Source organism: Thioalkalivibrio nitratireducens DSM 14787, assembly GCF_000321415.2.
Lineage (GTDB): Bacteria > Pseudomonadota > Gammaproteobacteria > Ectothiorhodospirales > Ectothiorhodospiraceae > Thioalkalivibrio > Thioalkalivibrio nitratireducens.
In genome coordinates this window covers 558,435-575,800 of record NC_019902.2, presented here as the reverse complement: position 1 = coordinate 575,800, position 17,366 = coordinate 558,435, and the positions used below count along the sequence as shown (strand labels likewise).

The 17,366-nt window shown below is 66.9% G+C and carries 17 protein-coding genes; 10 read left to right on the top strand and 7 right to left on the bottom strand.

The features are described from left to right. The first annotated feature begins 86 nt into the window (after positions 1–86). The 9 genes from TVNIR_RS02785 to TVNIR_RS02745 all read left to right on the top strand — a co-directional run bounded on the left by TVNIR_RS02785 (position 87) and on the right by TVNIR_RS02745 (position 10,101). Positions 87–1,154 (top strand): hemin-degrading factor, encoded by a 1,068-nt coding sequence (locus TVNIR_RS02785; protein WP_043739155.1) that lies wholly within the window; start codon positions 87–89, stop codon positions 1,152–1,154. Then, complete coding sequence (locus tag TVNIR_RS02780) at positions 1,151–2,032, top strand: heme/hemin ABC transporter substrate-binding protein (RefSeq protein WP_015257453.1); 882 nt, start codon at positions 1,151–1,153, stop codon at positions 2,030–2,032. The genes TVNIR_RS02785 and TVNIR_RS02780 overlap by 4 nt, the downstream gene beginning before the upstream one ends. Continuing rightward, positions 2,029–3,126, top strand: a complete 1,098-nt coding sequence (locus TVNIR_RS02775) for a FecCD family ABC transporter permease (RefSeq protein WP_015257452.1) — start codon at positions 2,029–2,031, stop codon at positions 3,124–3,126. The genes TVNIR_RS02780 and TVNIR_RS02775 overlap by 4 nt, the downstream gene beginning before the upstream one ends. Positions 3,127–3,179: 53 nt before the next feature. Then, a complete protein-coding gene (locus TVNIR_RS02770; RefSeq protein WP_237251710.1) occupies positions 3,180–4,034 on the top strand; it encodes a heme ABC transporter ATP-binding protein in 855 nt (284 codons plus the stop codon). Positions 4,035–4,155: 121 nt separating this feature from the next. Beyond that, a complete protein-coding gene (locus TVNIR_RS02765; protein ID WP_211263139.1) occupies positions 4,156–6,216 on the top strand; it encodes a TonB-dependent receptor in 2,061 nt (686 codons plus the stop codon). Between the two features lies 1 nt (position 6,217). Then, positions 6,218–7,228, top strand: coding sequence for an ABC transporter substrate-binding protein (locus tag TVNIR_RS02760; RefSeq protein ID WP_015257449.1), 1,011 nt, complete (start codon positions 6,218–6,220; stop codon positions 7,226–7,228). Then, positions 7,225–8,013, top strand: coding sequence for an ABC transporter permease (locus TVNIR_RS02755; protein ID WP_043739153.1), 789 nt, complete (start codon positions 7,225–7,227; stop codon positions 8,011–8,013). The genes TVNIR_RS02760 and TVNIR_RS02755 overlap by 4 nt, the downstream gene beginning before the upstream one ends. After that, positions 8,010–8,828, top strand: coding sequence for an ABC transporter ATP-binding protein (locus TVNIR_RS02750; RefSeq protein WP_015257447.1), 819 nt, complete (start codon positions 8,010–8,012; stop codon positions 8,826–8,828). The genes TVNIR_RS02755 and TVNIR_RS02750 overlap by 4 nt, the downstream gene beginning before the upstream one ends. 4 nt (positions 8,829–8,832) lie before the next feature. Further along, positions 8,833–10,101, top strand: a complete 1,269-nt coding sequence (locus tag TVNIR_RS02745; RefSeq protein WP_015257446.1) for an NnrS family protein — start codon at positions 8,833–8,835, stop codon at positions 10,099–10,101. On the opposite strand, the gene TVNIR_RS02740 is transcribed toward TVNIR_RS02745, so the two are convergent. The 5 genes from TVNIR_RS02740 to TVNIR_RS02720 form a co-directional block, all read right to left on the bottom strand. Next, complete coding sequence (locus tag TVNIR_RS02740) at positions 10,091–10,465, bottom strand: DUF6746 family protein (protein ID WP_015257445.1); 375 nt, start codon at positions 10,463–10,465, stop codon at positions 10,091–10,093. The two genes, TVNIR_RS02745 and TVNIR_RS02740, sit on opposite strands and share 11 nt — an antisense overlap. A gap of 177 nt (positions 10,466–10,642) precedes the next feature. Continuing rightward, positions 10,643–11,311, bottom strand: coding sequence for a TorF family putative porin (locus tag TVNIR_RS02735; protein ID WP_015257444.1), 669 nt, complete (start codon positions 11,309–11,311; stop codon positions 10,643–10,645). 249 nt (positions 11,312–11,560) lie between these two features. Next, positions 11,561–12,934 carry a DUF2325 domain-containing protein gene (locus TVNIR_RS02730; protein WP_015257443.1) on the bottom strand — a complete coding sequence of 458 codons (1,374 nt, stop codon included), beginning with the start codon at positions 12,932–12,934 and terminating at the stop codon, positions 11,561–11,563. A 15-nt stretch (positions 12,935–12,949) separates the two neighbouring features. After that, positions 12,950–13,144 (bottom strand): hemin uptake protein HemP, encoded by a 195-nt coding sequence (gene hemP, locus TVNIR_RS02725; RefSeq protein ID WP_015257442.1) that lies wholly within the window; start codon positions 13,142–13,144, stop codon positions 12,950–12,952. 12 nt (positions 13,145–13,156) lie between these two features. After that, a complete protein-coding gene (locus TVNIR_RS02720) occupies positions 13,157–13,537 on the bottom strand; it encodes an HMA2 domain-containing protein (protein WP_015257441.1) in 381 nt (126 codons plus the stop codon). Between the two features lie 137 nt (positions 13,538–13,674). Between TVNIR_RS02720 and TVNIR_RS02715 the strand changes: the two genes are divergently transcribed. Continuing rightward, positions 13,675–14,097: a hypothetical protein gene (locus TVNIR_RS02715; protein ID WP_015257440.1), complete on the top strand. Its 423-nt coding sequence runs from the start codon at positions 13,675–13,677 to the stop codon at positions 14,095–14,097. Positions 14,098–14,543: 446 nt separating this feature from the next. On the opposite strand, the gene TVNIR_RS02710 is transcribed toward TVNIR_RS02715, so the two are convergent. After that, positions 14,544–14,750 carry a hypothetical protein gene (locus tag TVNIR_RS02710; RefSeq protein ID WP_015257439.1) on the bottom strand — a complete coding sequence of 69 codons (207 nt, stop codon included), beginning with the start codon at positions 14,748–14,750 and terminating at the stop codon, positions 14,544–14,546. 3 nt (positions 14,751–14,753) lie between these two features. Next, positions 14,754–17,270, bottom strand: coding sequence for a ferrous iron transport protein B (gene feoB / locus TVNIR_RS02705; RefSeq protein WP_015257438.1), 2,517 nt, complete (start codon positions 17,268–17,270; stop codon positions 14,754–14,756). Positions 17,271–17,366 lie beyond the last annotated feature (96 nt).

Here is a 17,366-nt window from a genome sequence, read left to right as displayed (position 1 = left end):
TCCCTACCCGCACGGACACGGCCAATGCCGACTGACCCGCCCCGATCCCGGCGCGGGTGACCCAACACGAAAAGGAGAGGAAGACCATGGACATGTTACGCATGGAATCGCAGGGCCGGCGCCTGCATCAGGCATGGCACCAGTTGCGTCAGGGCAATCCCCGTCTGCGGGCGCGCGACGGTGCGCGGCAGCTTGGTGTCAGCGAGGGAGAACTTGTAGCCAGCGGCTGCGGCACGACGGCGGTACGCTTGCAGCCAAGGTGGCAGCCGTTGCTGCACGCACTCGGCCGAGTCGGGCCCGTGATGGCGCTGACCCGAAACGAGCATGCGGTCCACGAGCGCCACGGACGCTACCGGAACATCCGGTTGTTCGGCAACATGGGGCTGGTGCTGGACGACAACGTTGACCTGCGTCTGTTTCTTGCGCATTGGCACCATGCCTTCGCGGTGACCGAAGCGACCGTGGACGGCCATCGCAAGAGCCTTCAGATCTTCGACAGCGACGGCACAGCGGTGCACAAGGTCTACCTCACCGCCCAGAGCGACGAGGCGGCCTATCGAAACGTCGTGGAGGAGTTCCGCAGTCCGGTTCAGACTCCGCTGTTGGCGGTCGTTCCGCGGCCAGTCGCACCAACGACGCGGCCAGAAGAGGCGATCGACGTGGCGGGTCTGCGCAGGCACTGGGATGCATTGCAGGACACGCACGACTTTCACGATTTGCTCCAGCAATTCGGCGTGACCCGCATCCAGGCCATGCGTTTGGCCGGCGAGGAACGCGCGCGCGAGGTCGCGCCGGACGCGCTCCGGCAGGTGTTCGAAAGCGCACGCGATGCGGCGTTGCCCATCATGGTCTTCGTCGGCAGCCCCGGAGTGGTCCAGATCCATACCGGTACGGTCTCGCGCCTGCACGAAGTCGGGGAGTGGTACAACGTGCTGGACCCCACGTTCAACCTGCACGTGCGCGAGCCTGCGATCGCCAGTGCCTGGATGGTGAAGAAGCCCACGGTGGATGGGCCGGTGCACTCGCTGGAGCTCTACGCGCAGGACGGTCAGCTCATTCTCCAGGTGTTCGGTGCGCGAAAGCCGGGTAAACCCGAGGACCTCGTCTGGCGTTCCCTGATCCGCTGCCTGCAACCGTTTCGGGAGCGGACATGAACGCGACCCGGCGCCGAGTTCTGCTGGGCGGTCTGCTCAGTCTCTGCGGCGTCGCCGCACCTGGCGCCCTGGCCACGGATCGATCTGCACGTTTAATCAGCGTTGGCGGATCGGTCACCGAGACCGTTTTTGCAGTCGGTGCGGCCGAGCAACTCGTCGGGGTCGATACCAGCAGCATCTTTCCGGACGCCACGCGCGCGTTGCCACAGGTCGGCTACCAGCGGGTGCTGTCGGCCGAGGGCATTCTGTCACTGGCACCGACGCTGCTGCTGGCCGACGAGCAGGCGGGTCCGGCTCAGGTCATCGCACAGATCCGGGCGGCGGGACTGCCAGTCGACATCGTGCCTTCAGCCGGCTCGCCCAAGGAGATCGCCCGGCGAATCCTGGCCATCGGTCGGTCCGTGGACCGTGCCGATGCGGCACAGCATCTTGCTGAACGCGTCGCTCACCGGTTGCACGGGGTCGAGCGGTTGCTGATCCACCTTGAGGATCGGCCCAGGGTTCTGCTTCTGCTCGCGCACGGCCGCGGCTCGCCGCTGGCCGCGGGGCAAGACACGCAGGGCGAGGCGATGATTCGAATGGCCGGCGGGCACAACGCTTTGAACGGCTTTCGCGGCTACAAGCCGGTGTCGCCTGAGGCCATTGTGGCCGCCGCACCCGAGGTGGTCGTGTTGCCCGAGCAGTCGGTACAGGCGCTGGGTGGAATCGATACGGCCCTGGCGACTTCGGGCCTCGCGGCAACGCCGGCGGTTCGCCAGGGCCGCATCGTGGTCCTCGACATGCTCTATCTGCTCGGCATGGGGCCGCGTACCGGGGACGCGGTGACCGAACTGGCCCTGGCGTTCCACCCGATTCTGCGTGCGGAGCTGACTGCGTGAGCGCGCAAGTCTCCACCGAGCCCGTGATGGCATCGGCACTGCGAGGAGACCGGTCCCGGCGGGCACGCTGGACCCTGCTCGGCCTTGCCGTGGGTTTGCTCGCGGTGGCAACCGTGTCGCTGGGTCAGGGCGCGGTTGCTGTCCCGCCGGACCGCATCGTCGGCATTCTCGCGAGCCGCATCGGGTTTGCCGACGCAACCCGCTTCAATCCCGTCGAGGTCCACGTGATCCTGCATCTGCGCCTGCCCCGGGTGCTGCTGGCAATACTCGTGGGCAGCGCGCTGGCGGTCAGCGGAGCGGCGCTCCAGGGGCTGTTCCGCAACCCGCTGGCGGATCCCGGCTTGGTGGGCGTGTCGGCAGGAGCGGCGCTGGGTGCCGTCACGGTGATCGTGCTGGGCGCGACCTGGCTCCACGGCGTAACTGCTCTGCTAGGTATCTATACGCTGCCCGTCGCGGCCTTCCTCGGCGGACTCGCGGCCACCCTGCTGGTGTACCGGCTGGCGCAACAGGGGGGCTACACACCGGTCGCGACGCTGTTGCTGGCGGGCATCGCGATCAATGCGGTTGCGGGTGCCGGGACCGGGGTGTTGACCTATGTCGCGGACGATCAGCAGCTCCGTTCGCTGACCTTCTGGACCATGGGCAGCCTGGGCGGTGCGACCTGGTCGAACTTGGCCGCGGCGGCTCCACTGATTCTTCTGCCGATGCTGGCTCTGCCAGTACTCGCGATGGCCCTGAACGCGTTCCTGCTCGGCGAGTCGGTCGCCCGGCACCTCGGCATCCGGGTCGAACATATCAAGATCCTGGTCGTGACGCTGACCGCCATGGCGGTGGGTGCCGCCGTTGCGGTCTCCGGCATCATCGGCTTCGTCGGGTTGGTGGTTCCGCATCTCCTGCGCCTGCTGATTGGCCCGGATCACCGCTACCTGCTTCCGGGCAGCGCGCTGATGGGTGCGTTCCTGCTGCTGCTCGCCGATCTCCTGGCACGCAACGTAGTGGCGCCCGCGGAATTGCCGATCGGCCTGATCACCGCACTGGTGGGCGGGCCATTCTTCCTGGCGCTCCTGCTGCGCAGACGAGGGATGTACTCGTGATCGAGATACTGAACGCACATATCCGTCGGGGCGGCAAGGACCTGCTCGCCGGTGTGGACTTCCGGCTGGCTCCAGGCGAATTGGTCGCGATCGTCGGACCCAATGGGGCGGGCAAGACCACCCTGCTGCGCGTCCTGAGTTCGGAATGCTCTCCCGACATCGGCACGGCGCAACTCGACGGGGTAGCGCTCGACCGCTGGGCCCCACGGCTCCTCGCGCGTCGACGGGCGGTTCTACCGCAGGAGACCTCGCTCGATTTTCCGCTGTCGGCGCTGGAAGTCGCGCTGATGGGCCGGATGCCGCATGCGCGGAGCTCGCGCGACCGCCAGTTGGCATTGGCCGCTCTGCACCAGGCGGATGCCGCCCACCTGGCCCACCGGATCTACCCCACGCTTTCCGGTGGTGAGCGGCAGCGCGTGCAGCTCGCGCGCGTGCTCTGCCAGCTCCAGCACGATTCTGCTCAGGATCCGTGCTATCTGCTGCTCGACGAACCGACCGCCGCTCTCGATCTCGCGCACCAGTACGCGCTGCTGCGCACGGTGCGGCAGCTCGTGGCTACCGGGTTTGGCGGGCTGGCGATCCTGCACGATCTCAATCTCGCCGCGCAGTTTGCCGACCGGATCGTGGTGATGGCGGCGGGGCGTGTGGTTGCCGAAGGGAATCCCGGGACCGTGCTGGTTCCCGAACTCATCCGGCAGGTATACGCGGTCGACTGTGTCGTTGCTCGGCATCCCCGCCTCGCGGTGCCCCACGTGATTCCCCTTCCCGCAGTCAGCCTTGACCAAGATCAAATACGAATGGGTCGCGTTCTTTCTACGATGATGACTCACATTCCATTCGAGCAAGCAAGCTCCACGCCAGCCAGCTCTCTTGACCCGAGGGCAGGCTATGGCAAGGAAGACGGATAAGACATCGACCACCCCGCTCCGGAGAAACCCGGGGCCGCCCAGGAGCGGCACGCGGAACTCGTCCTTCACGTTCGCAGGCTGGGCGCGTCGGCCGGGTCACCGTCCAGGACCGGTGTTTGCGGTGCTGGCCGCTGCGATGCTCGGGCAGAGTGGTCCGAGTGCAGCTTCAGACGCGACGCTGTTGCCCGAGATCACCGTGACCGCTCGCGGGTACGAGGCGGACACGATCGCGACCCCCCAGTCGGTCGAGATCCTCGCGCCGGCCAACGCTCCTTCGGCCGCCGCGCCCGTCGGCGGTCTGTTTCGGGGTGAACCCGGCCTTGCGGTGCAGTCGGACGGTGCCTGGGGGCAGAACCCGGTTCTGCGTGGCCTGAAAAAAGAGAGCATCGTGATCCTCGTCGACGGCGTGCGGGTGAACTCGGCACAGCCGCAGGGAGCGATCGCTTCGTTCCTGGACCTCGGTCTGCTGGATCGGGTCGAAGTGGTCAAGGGACCGACATCCGTGCTCTACGGCAGCGGGGCGCTGGGCGGGGCCGTCAACCTGATCACCCCGGAGCCCGTATTCTCCGACGCGCCGGCGCAGTCGACCCGGTTCTCGGTGGGCGGATCGAGTGCCGATCAGGCCCTGTCGGGCGCCGCCCTGTACCGTTACTCGAGTCCGCACCATGGCCTCGTCATCGGCGGGGCGGCACGTGACGCAGACGACTACCGGAGCCCGGACGGGCGGGTGCCACGCACCGGCTACAGCTCCGATTCCCTGCTCGCCCGCTATGCCTTCGCCTGGTCAACCGAGACGACGCTCAAGCTGAACCTGCAGCGCCACGAGGACCGCGACGTCTGGTACCCGGGATCGGCGCGTACCGGGGGCCAGCCCGGAGGCGCGGGCATTCCACCGATGCTGGGCACCGTGACGCTGCGCTCGCCGCGGCAGACGCGCGAACTCGCGGAGATCGGATTGGACCACGAGGTGCTCGGAGGAACCCTGTCCGGCACGATCTACCGCCAGGAGGTCTATCGCCAGATCAGGGCCTGGTCGGATGTCCTGAACCGAGACTACGTGCGCAACGACGTGACCTTCGCGACCGACGGCGCCCGGTTGGGCTATCTGAGACCGGTCGGCGAGATCCACCTTTTGAACGTCGGCGCCGAGTTCTGGCGCATGACCGGAGACCCCGAGCGCTACATCGACCAGCCGCCCGCCTTCGAGCAGGACAACACGGTTCGGCGCAGCCCGTTTCGCAACGGCGAGATCGAGACGGCCGGTTTCTTCGTTCAGGACGAAATCCTGCTCGGTGCCACCACACTGGTCGCGGGGCTGCGTTTTGACCGCACGCGCGGGGACGCCGACCAGAAGGGCTTCGGCCCGGCGCCGCAGACCACCGGGCTCGGCAAGACCGACAACACGCTGTCCTGGTCTCTCGGGGCGATCCACGCGTTTTCCGACACGCTCAACCCCTACGTCAATCTGGGCAGCGCCTATCGCGCCGCCGACATGCGCGAGCGCTTCGAGGATTCCGCGCGCGGCGACGGCTTCTTCCATGTCGGCAACCCCCAGCTCGATCCCGAGCGATCTACCAGCCTGGAGATCGGCCTGAAGGGAACGTCCGGGGTTTTCGACTATCGGCTGGCGGCCTTCTACACCCGGATCGACGATTACATCGCGGGCCGGATCACGGGGGAGAATCATCCGGGCAGCGGCTTGCCGATCAAGCGCACCGAAAACCTGGACCGCGTGGTGATCCGGGGCCTGGAGGGGGCACTGGCCATGCCGGTCGGTGCATTCGTCGCCGATGCCACGTTCACCTGGCTGCGCGCCGACAACCGGCAGGACGACGAGCCGCTCGCGGAGACGCCGCCGCCGGAACTGCGCTTCGGGTTCGGCCAGCCGGCGGAGCGGGGGTTTTACTGGCGCGCCCAGACACGGCTGGTGGCCCGCCAGGACCGGGTGGCGACGAAATTCACCAACGGCGGCGAGGACGAGACCTCCGGCTTCGCGACGGCCGATCTGAACCTCGGCTGGAACTTCGGTTCCGCCGGCGCCCTGAAGCAGGCGAGCCTGGACCTCAACCTGACTAACCTCTTCGATCGCCGCTACCACGAACACCTCACGCAGGGCGTCTCCGGCCAGGAGATCCTCGCGCCGGGGCGGAGCATTGCGGCTCAATTCACCGGGAGATTCTGACATGCGGCACCTCGTGACTCTGTTGACCATCCTGTTCCTGGCATTTGGTTTTGCGGTTGTCCCTGCACAGGCCGAGCGCTTGCCTCGCCTGGTTCTCGCCGGGCCGCCGGCGGCGGTCTCGTTTCCGCTGATCCACATGGTCCGGTCGGGGGCGCTTGCCGATGTCGCGGACGAGGTGGAGTTCGTCGGTTGGCGCGATCCGGACCAGTTGCGCGTGATGGTGCTGGGGGATCGTGCGCAGGTGCTGGCGATGCCGACCAACGTCGCGGCCAACCTGTACAACCGAGGTTCTCGGTTGCAAATGCTGAATGTTTCGACGTGGGGCGTGCTCTGGCTGGTGTCGCGCGATGCCGAGCTACGCACTCTGGCCGACCTGCGCGGCCGCGAGATCGCCATTCCGTTTCGCGCCGACATGCCGGATATCGTGTTCAGCGTGCTGGCCGAAAACCAGGGCCTGGACCCAAAGCGGGATTTCCGTCTCCGCTACGTGGCGAGCCCGATGGACGCGATGCAGCTCCTGGTCATGCGCCGCGTCGACCACGCGCTGCTGGCCGAACCCGCCGTGTCGATGGCGCTGCGCAGAACGCAGTCCTTCCCGGTGCGGCTGATCGCGCCGGACCTGCACCGGAGCATCGACCTCCAGCAGGAGTGGGGACAGGTCTTCGACCGCGCGGATCGCATCCCTCAGGCGGGCATCGCGGTGATGGGCGCCGCGCTCGAGAACCCCGCGCTGGCCGAGCGGATCCGCAGCGCATACGAGCAGTCGCTGACCTGGTGCCGCGACCATCCGATCGCCTGTGGCGAAGAGGTCGCCGCGACGATGGATCTGCTGACCGCGGAGGCCGTCGCCGACGCGGTTGCCGCAAGCCGCATGGACGCGGTTCCCGCCGCGCAGGCCCGCGAGGAGGTCGAGTTCTTTTTCCAGCTGCTGCTCGACCATACACCGGCGCTGGTCGGCGGGCGTCTGCCCGATGACGGCTTCTACGGGATGCCGGGTCCGGGCCAGCCATGATGGCCCTGCAGCGCTGGCTGACCGGCATCCCGGCCTACCTGTGGAGCGGCTGGGGGGCGATCGCCAGCCTCCTGCTGTTCCTGGCTGCCTGGGAATGGGCCAGCGTGTTCTACGGGGAACTGATCCTGCCCGACCCGCGCGCCGCGTTTGCGCGCCTGGCCGAGTGGATCGCCGCCGGCACCGTTTGGCCGGAGCTCGCCACGACCGCCCGGCGCGCGTTGGCCGGGTATCTGCTGGCCGTGTTGGCAGGAAGCGTACTCGGCATGGCGGCCGGCATGTCGATGACTGCGTCGATGATGTCCCGGCCCATCATCACGGTGCTGATCGGCACCCCGCCGATCGCCTGGTTGGTGCTCGCGCTGTTGTGGTTCGGCGCCGGCGACGGCACTCCGATCTTCACGGTCTTCGTGGCCGCCTTTCCGATCACGTTCATCGGCGCGATGCAAGGTGCGCGGACGCTGGATGGCCAGCTCGGGGACATGGCCACGGTGTTCCGGGTGCCGCGCTGGATGCGTTTCACCGACGTGCATCTTCCGCACCTGGTGTCGTATCTGTTCCCGGCCTGGATCACCGCGCTGGGCATCTCGTGGAAAGTGGTGGTGATGGCCGAGCTGCTCGCGACCAGCGACGGGGTCGGTGCGGCGCTCGCGGTGAGCCGGTCGCACCTCGACACCACCGCGACGCTGGCCTGGATCGCCGCCATCGTCGGCCTGCTGCTGGCCGTCGAATACCTGCTGCTGGAACCCCTGAAGCGTGAAGTGGAACGCTGGAGAACGACCGCATGAGCCGCAATCCTCCCGCCCTGGCCCGCCTCGAAGTGAGAGGCCTCAGCCATGCCTTCGCGCTGACCACGGTGTTGCAGGACATTGATCTGCGCCTCGACGCCGGGCGGGTTCTCGCGCTGGTCGGCCCCTCCGGTTGCGGCAAGACGACGCTGCTGCATCTGTGCGCGGGCCTCGCCGTCGTGCAGGCGGGTCGCATCGACAACGGATTCCGGGTGCCTGCCTGCGTGTTTCAGCAACCGCGCCTGCTGCCGTGGAAAACCGCGCTGGACAACGTCGCGCTGGGGCTGAAGGCGACGGGCGTGCCCGGTGCGCAGCGTCGCGAGCAGGCTTCTTCGCTGGCGGCACGCATGGGCCTGGAAAGCGCGGATCTCGCGAAGTTTCCGCACCAGATGTCCGGCGGCATGCAGAGCCGGGTGGCCCTCGCGCGTGCACTGGTGCTGGAGCCGGACCCGCTGCTGCTCGACGAGCCGTTCTCCGCTCTCGATATTGGCCTGAAGCAGGAGCTCTACGGCCTGCTGCTGGACCACCTGGAGTCGCAGCGTGCCGGTGTCCTGATGATCACGCACGACCTGATGGAGGCGGTGCGCCTCTGCGACGAGATCCTGATGCTGGCCCCGAACCCCGGCCGGATCCTGCGCCGTTTCGAGGTGGAGCGGCCGTTGCGGGAACGCGACGACGAGTTCGTCTACCGGACCACGGCCCGGTTTCTTCAGGATCCGGCGGTTCGGTACGGTTTCGGCCTGGACGGCCCCCGCTCCAGCGCGGATCATCTCGCGGCTCCCGCCCGCCGGCTCGCTCCCGCGGGGGGGTGCTAACACCATGGACCTGGTGCCGCGCTCCCCGCTTTTCCTGTGCGGGTTCCGCCCGTTCTTTCTGCTGACCGCGCTGACGGCCGTCATTGCAACGGCGGCCTGGGGCGGCTTCCTGCTCGGGGGCATGCCGCTTCCGGCTGTGCCCGGCGGACCGATCGTCTGGCATGCACACGAGATGATTCTGGGTTTCGCGCTGGCCGCGCTCGTCGGTTTTCTGCTGACCGCCACACCCGAATTCAGCGGCACGGAGCCGGTGCGGCCCGGGGTGGTGGCGACGCTGGTTCTTCTGTGGTTGGGGGCGCGCCTGGGCTGGCTTTACGGCGGTGCGGTCGGTGCATGGGCCACGGCCGTGTTCGAGGTCGCGCTCCTCGCCGCGCTGCTGGCGATCGTCGCGCCGCGGGTGCTCGCTGATCCGGAGCGCCGCCACACCGCCTTCGCGTGGGCGGTTCTGGCGTTGCTGCTCGTCGTGATCGCTTTTCACTGGGAGGCACTGCACGGCCGATACCCGATGCGCTGGTTGCTGGTGGCCTCGGGGGTCCTGATGACGCTGATCGTGCTGGCGATGAGCCGGGTCTCGATGCGCATCGTCAACGACGAGATCGAGCGGGCCGGAATTTCCGGTACCGAGTACCTGGCTCGCCCGCCGCGCCGCAACCTCGCGATCCTGTGCATCGGGCTCTATACCGCGGCCGAGTTCGCCGCCCCGCTGCACCCGGTCTCGGGCTGGCTGGCGCTCGCGGCCGCCGCGGCGCTGCTCAACCTGACCAACGACTGGCACATCGGGCGCGCGCTCCGCCAGCCCTGGGTGTGGATGCTGTATTCCGTGTACTGGCTGATCGCGCTGGGCTTCGCCGCGATGGGCATCGCGATCCTGGGCGGGATGCCCGGCTGGCTGGGTGCCGGCCGGCACCTGTTGCTGGTCGGCGCGCTCGGTGTGGCGGTCTATCTGGTGATGAACATCGCCGGGCGTATCCATTCGGGTCTGCCGCTCGAGCGGGGTATCGTGCTGCCGCTCGCGGTGCTGATGCTGCTGACGGCGGCGGGGATGCGCGCTGCGATGGCGCTGGGCTGGCACTTCCAGATGACCCTGATCGCTTCCCTGCTGTGCTGGAGCCTGGTTTTCGGATGGTACCTGCTGCGCTTCGGACCCCTGTTCCTGCGCCCGCGGGAAGACGGCCAGGAAGGCTGCGCGGGCGTGGCGGCCGGGACTCCTGCGCAGATCGGGGAGCCCGCCCAACCCGCGGGCGAACTCCCCGCGCAGGCTGCTAGGGAATGACGGTCCGCGCGGTGTCCAGGTAGGCCCTGCCTTTTTCGACCGTCGACGCCGCATCGGCCGTCTCGGAGGCCACGTGCACCTCCTCGAGCAGGTCGGCCAGTGCGGCCAGTTCGTCGTTGATCTTCTCCAGCGCATTTTCCAGCGTGTAGGTGAGTTCGTGAACCGTGGCAAGGTCGCTCGCAGTCAGTTCGTCCTTGGCAACGATGGCCGCAAGCCGGTTGTTGTACTCGGAGAAGTTCTGCACCGCGTCTTCGAGGGTTTCCGCCGGAAGCCCGTTGAAGTGGTCGATGCGCTCTTCGGCGGTGGCACCACCAAGGCCCAGAAAGGCGCAAAGAAGCGCTGCGGGAAGGATCGGGTACTTCATATCGGGCACCTCCTGGGTGTCGCTGTAGAAATCACGCGTCGAGATCTTTGACGCTCACGAAAACAACCGGGCCGTGAAGCAACGCGCCTCCGTGACGGCCGGCGACCCGCCTCGGGCCAGGAGCGGCCCGGGCGGGTTCGCGACGAAGACCTGGCCGTTGCCGCCACTGCGTTCGGATCAGAAACGAACGCTGTAGCCGACTACGAACAGGTCCTGGCTGCCGCTTTGATCGGTGGATCCGTAGGTCAGGGAAATGTCGCCGAGGTCGGTCGACTTAGTGACGCCCAGATTCCAGAAGGTGTGGCTGTCCACATCGCTCGAGTCGGGATCGAAATAACCGATCTCGCCGTCGAGTCCGATGCTCGGCACGATCTCGTGTCCGGCTCCGACGCGCCAGATGATGTCGCCCCTAGCGTCGCTGTCGTCGGCATGGATGGTGTAGTCGAGTCCGGCATAGACGGGGCCGAAGCTCGCGTAGGCCTGGATCTCGCCGGAATCCTCGTCATCGAGCGAGGGGAAGTAGTAATACACGTAGGCGAGGTCGAAATCGAGCGCCCCGGCGTTGAGTTCATAACCGGTGTAGAGATTGACTTCCTGGCCGTCACCGCTACCCAGCGTCGACATCCAGGTGCCAAGATAGAATCCGGAGTCGTGGAAGTAGTCCACGCCACCCTGCACCACCGCGTTGTTGTCGGAACCGGACTCGCCGTCGTCGAGGTAGTCGCTGAACACGCCGACGTTGAATTCGAGCTCGGCCTGCGCGGTGCCGGCGAATCCGAGCGCGGCGATCAACAGGGTACCGCCGGCAGCGGCACGGGTGCATTTCGGGTTGATGAACGAGCGCATCCTGGGTGTTTCTCCTGTGGAAATTGTTTATGGGGGGTGATCAGACGCTGCTAGCGTGTGCGATCTCCGGTCGCGCCCCACCATTTCGAACCGGATCACGGTGAGATGAAAAACGAAAACCTGATTGCCACAAAAACGCTCAACCTGGGTACGTCCACTTCAGCACTGGTTCTGCGTTCGAGTAATCGGCCGTGTTCGCACCACCTGGCTTCGTCGTTGGCACCGTCAGCAAACCGGGTTCGGACACCCTTACCGGCTCGGCAGCAGGCTCACTTGCGCGGAAGCCACCTGACCTGCGTGCTGCAGCGCGACCTGCTCGAGGGCCCGCGCGAACGTGGACACGCCGGAGGAGCGCAGCAGCACACAGGGTTTCGCAGAGCGCTTGCAGAACTTCTTGGAACGGTTGTAGGCATCATGGCTGACGCAGTCGGTGGTGCAGATGACCGCGTCGGCTGAGGACAGCAGCGCGTTCAGGCGCTGGGGGTTGTCTTCGATTCCGCCGTCATGGTGCTCGAACTCACCATTGCAGCGTGCAACCAGCTCGCGGTAATACTCGATCACGTGACTGCGCCCGCCTACACAGAGAATCCGGCGGCCGCACAGGTTCGGGCAGCCCGATTCGCTCGAAGCCGTACAGCCGGAGCATTGGGCAGCCCCCGGAGCCAACTGTCGCTCCAGCGCCTCCCGCTGTGCGCGCTGGTCTTCGCATTCCTGTTCCCAGGCCCGCGCCCGCGCGTCGGCACGTTCGCAGGCCTCCTGCCACCTCCCGACCTCGTGCCGAAGCCTGCTCGCGCGTCGCTCGGCCGTTCGGGCTCGCTCGGCAATGGCGGTCATCCGTTCCTGGTGCCCCTGACCTCCGAGTCGTTCGAGACGCTCCCGCGCGTCGCTTTCCCGGGCCTGTGCCGCCCGATGCTGTTTGATGACCGCAGCGAGTTCGGCCTCCAGCGCGGTGATCCGCCGGTCGCGATGGTCGATCGCCTGGCGGTTCCGGCGTTGCAGGTCGTCGACGTCGTCCCGAAGCCGCTGGATCTCGATCCGTGCCTCCTGGTGCTTTTTCAGGTCCGCGCGCTGCCCCGCACCGACCTGGTGGGAAAGCATGTGCACGTCTTCGTAGGCACGGTCCACCAAAGTCGCATCGCAGCGGGGGTGACTGACCAGCGCCCAGAACCCTCCGGGCACCTCGCCAGCGCTGAGCGCCTGTGCCCAGAGCGCCTCGAGCTGTTCTCGCGATCGAGCCCGCGCGAAACGCCGCAGCAGGCCCTCGTGGGCCCGATCCAGGGCTTTCTGGGCGGCGAGCGACGAAGCATTGCGCTGCGCACATGCCCCGACGAAGTGGACATGGACTTCGTAGTCGCTCATCTGTTCGACAGCCAGGCTTCGTGCCCGGGCAAGGCGGCGCCAGGTGTCGATGTCGAGACAGGTGCCGATCACCGGGCAATGCAGATGTCGCTTCAGCTCCCAGAGCTTGCGCCTTTTCCAGACAGCACTCCGTACTGCCTTGGGCCGGGGAGCCTCAGCCGCTGCCTGTGGCAATTCCTGGCCGGGCGCTGGCTCCTCGTCCCAGGGGTTGCGCAGCAGCAACCCTGGAACCGAGCAATGTTCGTGATCGTTGCCGCCGCACATGTGTTTCCGGGCCCCCTACTTATTCAGTATCAGCTTTCCGTTGCGCGTCTTGCGCAAGGTGTAGGTCAATCCGAGGTGACGGATGTGCAGGGTTTCGTCGTCACCGAACAGTGTTTCGCTGTCGATCGATCGGGAGCTCGAGCGACCCGTGCGGGATTCATCCAGCGCGGTTTGCTGCCTGCCTTCATTTCGTGCCCTCGTCGGGTGCATCGGCGGTCTCCTTCAGATCCGGGCTTTCAGCAGCGAAGCGAGGGAGAAGCTGACGCCCTTGTTGACCAGCACGCCCAGGGCCATCTTCCCGATCTCGGCGGCGATCGGCCGCGGGGACGCCGCACGGAGCGGACGTTGGCCACCCGGAGCAGCCGTTGGCAGCGTCGCCTGCGGACATTCCCGGCGCAATGTGTCAAGCAGCGCCTCGCCCGAAACGATCCCGGTGTCGTAGTAGAGGGTGACGCTCCCGGCCTTCTCGTTCAGGCGCAGACTGCGGATCCCCGGGATCGCCCGCAGTCTCCGGAGCGCCTGGGAACGTTCGCGGGACTCACTGAGAAACAGCCGGGCCCGAATGCGCATGCGCCCGGGCACATGATGCAGGTATTCGTTCATGCAGAGCCTCCGATGACGTGGGGATCCCCGACGGACGACCGGTATTTCCGGTGTCGCCGCAGTCGATCGTTGACATCCTAATGCGAATCATTACGATTCGCAACAGCGAACACAGGGGTGACCCTCAGGAGGAGTGAATGATTGTCAGCACGGTCAACGGACGGGTGCGGGTCCGCGCGCGGGTGCTGCGTGCGAGCAAGGCCGCCGCCCGGATCGCCGCGGAGGTTGGGGCCCTGCCCGGTGTCGTCGATGCGCGTCCGAATGCGGGCGCAGGGTGCCTCACCGTGACCTTCGATACCGACACTCTCGATGTCCAGGTGCTGGAAGAACGGATCGAGGCGCTGTGCCAGGCCGCGGAGCGTGTGCCCCGCAACAGCAATGGCCGCGGCCTGTCCCGGACGCTCAACCGGGCCACCAAGTACGGCATGCTGGCAACGCTGACGACCTCGCTCGCCTACGGTTACCTGGGCCGCAAGAAGGCGCATATCGGTTTCGGCGCCGCCTTCCTCGCCTTTGCCGGGGTGCACCTGTTCAGATACCAGGGCAGCCTGTTCCGGTGACGTGAAAATGCGGCCACGGAAATCACGGAAGATATAACGGACCAAACCATTTCCTCTTGAGAAACAAACGGCCGACTTTTCGTGAAATCAGGGGGTTACGAGATCGCCAATGTGTCGCACCGCAGTCCCGTTTCTCCGAGAACGCCTGCCCCGGCTTGGACCGGGGTTGGGAAGCTGATTATCACGAACGCTCCGCTTGCGCGTGCCGGGCGAAAGCGCGCCCCCCGCAGGAGCCGTAGGTTGTGCCCCAGGCACAACATCGCGGGCGTTGGCGACGCCGCAGGGTCCGGATCCGTGGCGGGCCGGGTTGTTGTGCCTCCAGCATCGGCACCACCTACGGCACTGACGGGCTGCAGCGATGCGTAGCGCGGGCAGCCTGAAGAGATCCTCGTGTGCTGTCTCGGCGTCCACGGTGGCTGCGCTCGGCGGGGCCTGCGCATGGCCCACTAGCGACGCCCTCTTTCCGGGTCCTCGCAACGCCCCTCGGAAAGAGGGCAGCGGCGTTCGCTGGGGCAGCTCGCGCAGGCGGGTTTCCCGGGGCGCGGCCGGAGTTTGCGGTAGAGATAGATCACCGCGACGAGGACCACGGCACCGACCAGCAGCAGGTCGGTGAGGGATAGGCCCGAGGCCTGTGGAACCAGCGGATCGCTCATGCTTCAGGCACCTCCGGTGTCTTCCGCCAACCGTGGCGGTGGGGTGGACCGGCGGCGCGGCCATAGCCCGATGATCAGCAGCAGCGCGAGCGCGGTGGTCCAGAAGCTCGCCATCATCGTCAGCGCATCGAGCTGGTAGCGCACCCCGGTCGTGTATACGGCGCTGGCCAGCAGCAGGCCGAGCACAGTCGGGAAGATGATCGAGAACAGCATCCATCCGGTCGAGGCGGTCTGGATGCGGACCATGATCGCGGTGGCGAGGCAGGGCGGATAGATCGCGAAGAACACGATCAGCGACAGGGCGACCAGCGCCGCATGCTCGTGGCTCATCGCCGCGCCCATGCGTTGCTCCAGGGTCTGCGCGCCGCCCTCCTCCTGCTGGAACAGCACGCCGAGCGTTGCGACCGAGCTCTCACGGGCGGCGAAGGAGCTGAGCAGGGCGACGTTGATCTTCCAATCGAAGCCCGCAGCCTGGGTGACCGGTTCCAGCGCCCGGCCGACGCGACCGAGCAGGCTGTTGACGATGCGCGTCTCCTGCATCTCGAGCCGCAATGTGCGCCGTTCCTGGTCGAGCTGGCGCAGTGCCCGCTGGATGCCCCGTACGTCGCGATCGCCGCCGCCAGGCCGGATGTATGCGAACAGCTCCGGGTGTGCCGCCTCGGTCCGCGCGTCGAGTGCGGCAATGGCCTCGGGCGTCGACAGGTTCATGCGCCGCGCGCGATACGCCGAGGACAGATTGAGGGCGTCGAGCAGAATCCCAGGGTCCTGGAACCGTTCGGCGTGCGGGTTGCCGGCGATCGACGCGTGAAAGGTCTGCAGGGACACCTGCGCCCGTTGGTCGAACTGCGCGCGTTCGTCCTTCGACAGTCCGGGCAGGTTCAACAGCACGAAGATCACCACCGCGACGGCCAGTACGATGGTGCCGACCTTCTTGATGTAGAGCCAGGTGCGGTCGAACGCGGGCCGCAACACGCCGCGCACGGTCGGGAGGTGGTAGCGCGGCATCTCCATCACGAACGGGACGGTTTCCATGGGCCGCAGCACGCTCACAGTGAGCAGCCGTGCGACCAGCAACGCGACCATGACCGTGATGGTCGCGATGAAGAAGAGCATCAGGCCCTTGTGGTCGACGAAGAAGATACCGATCAGCAGCGTGTACAACGGCACCTTGGCCAGACAGTTCATGTAGGGCACGGTCAGGATGGTCGCGAGCCGGGCCCGCGGATCGGGGATCGCTCGAGTGGCCATCACTCCGGGAACGGCACAGCCGCCGGCGAAGACACCGCCGAGCACGAACGGCAGCGTGGACTGCCCGTGCAAGCCGAAGCGGTGCAGCACCCGGTCGAGGATGAACGCGATCCGGGCCATGTAGCCCGAGTCCTCGAGGATCGCGATCAGCGCGAACAGGATCAGGAAGATCGGCACGTAGTTGAGCAGCGTGTTCACGCTGTCGATGAGCCAAAGCGCCAGCGAACGGGTCAAAGGATCGTAGAGGAATCCCGCCGCGGGCAGCCATTCGGCGGCAAGGTTGCGCATGCCGGCGAGCAGCGGCCAGGTGTAGTGGGTCAGTTCGTAGCCCTGCACAATGGCCGTGTGGTAGATCGCGTAGACGGTCGCGAGCAGAAACACGGGCGCCAGCCAGCGGTTCAGGACCACGCGGTCGACGCGCTCGGACAGCGGGATGCGCCCCGGCTGCCCGCCAGGCATGCAGCCCGCCTCGATCTCCAGCGCATGACGATCCCGGGTACCGACGATGTGATCGGCGACGCTGATGCCCTGGCGCTGGGCGAAATCGGCGCGCTGACCCGTGGCCACCTCCAGCACGCGCTCGAGTTCTTCGCCGGACAGGTACTTTCCGATCAAAGATCGGGCGTCGCTTTCGCCCTCCAGCAGATGTAGCCCGAGCCAGCGGGTGCGCAGTCCGTCCGGCAGGGCTTCGAGGATCTTCGTGAGCGACGCCTCGAGCGGGCCGTAATCGGGCAGGCGAGTGGCGATGCGGACCCGGCCGTCGAGCATGTCGTCGAGGGCCTGGGTCAGGGGCTCGACCCCGCGTCCCCGCCGCCCGACGGTGCTGACCACCGGCACGCCCAGAGCGGCGGAAAGGCGCTCGGGGTTCACGGGCTGCCGGTTGCGCTCGGCAACGTCGCTCATGTTCAGCACAGCAATCAGTGGCAGCCCCATCTCCAGGAGCTGCAGCGTCAGCATCAGGCCGCGCCGCAGCTGGGTCGCGTCCAGGACATTGACCAGCGCCTGCGCTCCGTCCTGCAGCAGAAACTGGCTGACCACCCGCTCTTCCGGAGAGAACGCACTCAGGCCATAGGTTCCGGGAAGGTCGACCAGCTCGATCCGCCGTCCGTTACGATCGAGCCGGCCGGTCTTCTTCTCGACGGTGACCCCGGGGTAGTTGGCGATATGCTGGCGCAGGCCGGTCAGCGCGTTGAACAGCGTGGACTTGCCGCTGTTGGGCTGGCCGACGAGGCCGACGGTTACGGAGTGGGACGACGCGGTCTGGCTGAGCATGGATCGACTCGGGCTGGTTCGACTTGCAGAGCAACACTGCAACGGATGTCATTGCGCAGCGCACACGCAACCTTCCGACGCGGACGCCACACGACG

Excerpts from the sequence above, each read along its gene's own strand:
- TVNIR_RS02750 (WP_015257447.1), top strand. The coding sequence starts at position 8,010 with ATGAGCCGCAATCCTCCCGCCCTGGCCCGCCTCGAAGTGAGAGGCCTC.
- TVNIR_RS02785 (WP_043739155.1), top strand. The coding sequence starts at position 87 with ATGGACATGTTACGCATGGAATCGCAGGGCCGGCGCCTGCATCAGGCA.
- feoB (WP_015257438.1), bottom strand. The coding sequence starts at position 17,270 with ATGCTCAGCCAGACCGCGTCGTCCCACTCCGTAACCGTCGGCCTCGTC.
- TVNIR_RS02730 (WP_015257443.1), bottom strand. The coding sequence starts at position 12,934 with ATGTGCGGCGGCAACGATCACGAACATTGCTCGGTTCCAGGGTTGCTG.
- TVNIR_RS02745 (WP_015257446.1), top strand. The coding sequence starts at position 8,833 with ATGGACCTGGTGCCGCGCTCCCCGCTTTTCCTGTGCGGGTTCCGCCCG.
- TVNIR_RS02710 (WP_015257439.1), bottom strand. The coding sequence starts at position 14,750 with ATGAGCGATCCGCTGGTTCCACAGGCCTCGGGCCTATCCCTCACCGAC.
- TVNIR_RS02760 (WP_015257449.1), top strand. The coding sequence starts at position 6,218 with ATGCGGCACCTCGTGACTCTGTTGACCATCCTGTTCCTGGCATTTGGT.
- TVNIR_RS02720 (WP_015257441.1), bottom strand. The coding sequence starts at position 13,537 with ATGAACGAATACCTGCATCATGTGCCCGGGCGCATGCGCATTCGGGCC.
- TVNIR_RS02755 (WP_043739153.1), top strand. The coding sequence starts at position 7,225 with ATGATGGCCCTGCAGCGCTGGCTGACCGGCATCCCGGCCTACCTGTGG.
- TVNIR_RS02715 (WP_015257440.1), top strand. The coding sequence starts at position 13,675 with ATGATTGTCAGCACGGTCAACGGACGGGTGCGGGTCCGCGCGCGGGTG.
- TVNIR_RS02780 (WP_015257453.1), top strand. The coding sequence starts at position 1,151 with ATGAACGCGACCCGGCGCCGAGTTCTGCTGGGCGGTCTGCTCAGTCTC.
- TVNIR_RS02735 (WP_015257444.1), bottom strand. The coding sequence starts at position 11,311 with ATGCGCTCGTTCATCAACCCGAAATGCACCCGTGCCGCTGCCGGCGGT.
- hemP (WP_015257442.1), bottom strand. The coding sequence starts at position 13,144 with ATGCACCCGACGAGGGCACGAAATGAAGGCAGGCAGCAAACCGCGCTG.
- TVNIR_RS02740 (WP_015257445.1), bottom strand. The coding sequence starts at position 10,465 with ATGAAGTACCCGATCCTTCCCGCAGCGCTTCTTTGCGCCTTTCTGGGC.